We start from the raw sequence: 1,969 nt of genomic DNA on the forward strand, positions 1-1,969 counted from the left end.
ATAAAGTAAACTTTAAAAAGTCTGAGATTGGAATAGTTGAACAGACAATTGCCAAATATTTACCAATTTATACAGCATGGACAATTATTGTTGTGTTTGCTTTCCCTATAATTTTTGGAATGAAATAAACCTACAAATGACTAAAGAGTTCATAACAGATAAAACTTTTAAAAATAAAAATTATACTGAAAAGAATTTAGCAAAAGGGGAGTACGAGAATTGTACTTTTTCTAACTCCATTTTTTCAAATACCAATTTATCAGGATTAAGTTTCACTGAATGCGAGTTTGAAAACTGTGATTTGAGCATGGCAAAATTGAAGGATACTGCATTTAGAAGTGTAAAATTTATTAAATGCAAACTATTAGGATTACATTTTGACGATTGTAACGATTTCATTATTTTACTTGACTTTGAAGATTGTATTCTCAATTTTTCTTCCTTTTATAGTTTGAAACTAAAAAACATAACTTTTAAAAACTGTAAACTTGAGGAAGTGGAATTTATTGAAACAAACTTAAGCAATTCTATTTTTGATAATTGCGACTTGAACAGAGCAATTTTTGAAAATACGATATTAGAAAAATCTGATTTCCGTACATCTTTTAATTTTTCAATTGATCCTGAAGCTAATAGGATAAAGAAAGCAAAATTTTCAATGCACGGATTAAGTGGGCTTTTGGATAAATACAATTTGATTATTGAATAAAATAATTTTTGTATTTTCCGACTTAATAATAATTCTCACTATTTAGTACCTCTTAGAAAACTCTCCAAAATTAAAAAGGTTTCTTTTTGCGATATTTTTATTTTTCTCAAATCCCTGATGCAAATGCATCAGCTCATTTCCAAAAATTAAAAATCTCATCAAAAATAATTCATTTTATAAAAATAGATAGTTTTCTTAGAGACACTATTTACATCATATTACCCATTGGAATTATTTTTGCAACCTGATTGCGAATGACTATTTTAACAAAAGTTTTCATTTAAATTTGTATATTTCATTTTATTGTTTTACCTTTGAAGGCATAGAAATATGAAAAAATTTTACACATACATATCATTTATTAGCTTATTTCTTTTACCTAGTTTGCTAAATGCTCAAGATTTTTCTGTAAAAAAAGAAAATTTAGCAACTAGCGGACCTGCTTCAAAATCAGAAATTGCCACACAAAATATTGTATATAACAATACTTCAAAACCTATTACTCTAATTTGGAAAAAGGATGAAAACATTCCAGTGGAATGGAGTATTGAAATATGCGACAACACACAATGTTATGGTTCTGATACTGATAGTGCTGAATTTATTTTAGACCCAAATGATTCAGGAATTATTTCAGTTCATTTTATTCCAAATGGAAAAGCCGCCTCAGGAACAGTTGATGTTTATATTTATACAAAAGGTGGTAATTATAACAATGGAATAAATACTGTAAACACTTTAGAAACATGGACTGATGCTATTAACAAACCAAAAAATACAGCAACTTTTTCAATGTATCCAAGTCCTGTAAGAAACTACCTTACTATTAAATTTGACAAAAAAGGTAAGCACGAAATTGAAGTTTATAACATACTAGGAAGAAGAGTGTTGCATAGAGAAGCTAACAATGCAGACTACATGAAAATCTCTTTTGCAAGCCTAAAAAATGGAATGTACATTGTTATGCACAGAGATGAAAACAACAATGTAATAACAAAAACTATTGCAAGAGAAAGATAATTTTACTAGTTTTTCACGCCCCCTTTCATTTCCCAAAAATATTTTATATTTTCCTAATTTGAGAATTTAAAATGCATAGTTAATACATAATGAAAGAATATAGAAATAATTTACTAAAGTTTCGCATTTGAATATAAAGAATTGACATTCGGAAACTTATTAAATGTCGAGTTGTGATAACATAAAGAAAATCAATAGTATAATAATTCTATAATGAATTGTTTCACACTTTGTGATTCT

The 1,969-nt window shown here is 27.2% G+C and carries 3 protein-coding genes; all 3 read left to right on the plus strand.

From position 1 onward, the window contains the following. Positions 1–136 precede the first annotated feature (136 nt). The 3 genes from U9R42_10810 (at position 137) to U9R42_10820 (ending at position 1,729) form a co-directional block, all read left to right on the plus strand. Positions 137–709: a pentapeptide repeat-containing protein gene (locus U9R42_10810; GenBank protein MEA3496515.1), complete on the plus strand. Its 573-nt coding sequence runs from the start codon at positions 137–139 to the stop codon at positions 707–709. An 86-nt stretch (positions 710–795) separates the two neighbouring features. After that, positions 796–957 (plus strand): hypothetical protein, encoded by a 162-nt coding sequence (locus U9R42_10815; protein ID MEA3496516.1) that lies wholly within the window; start codon positions 796–798, stop codon positions 955–957. 82 nt (positions 958–1,039) lie between these two features. Beyond that, positions 1,040–1,729 carry a T9SS type A sorting domain-containing protein gene (locus U9R42_10820; GenBank protein MEA3496517.1) on the plus strand — a complete coding sequence of 230 codons (690 nt, stop codon included), beginning with the start codon at positions 1,040–1,042 and terminating at the stop codon, positions 1,727–1,729. Positions 1,730–1,969 lie beyond the last annotated feature (240 nt).

Source organism: Bacteroidota bacterium, from assembly GCA_034723125.1.
In the GTDB taxonomy this organism is placed as follows: Bacteria; Bacteroidota; Bacteroidia; order CAILMK01; family JAAYUY01; genus JAYEOP01.

Excerpts from the sequence above, each read along its gene's own strand:
- U9R42_10810 (MEA3496515.1), top strand. The coding sequence starts at position 137 with ATGACTAAAGAGTTCATAACAGATAAAACTTTTAAAAATAAAAATTAT.
- U9R42_10820 (MEA3496517.1), top strand. The coding sequence starts at position 1,040 with ATGAAAAAATTTTACACATACATATCATTTATTAGCTTATTTCTTTTA.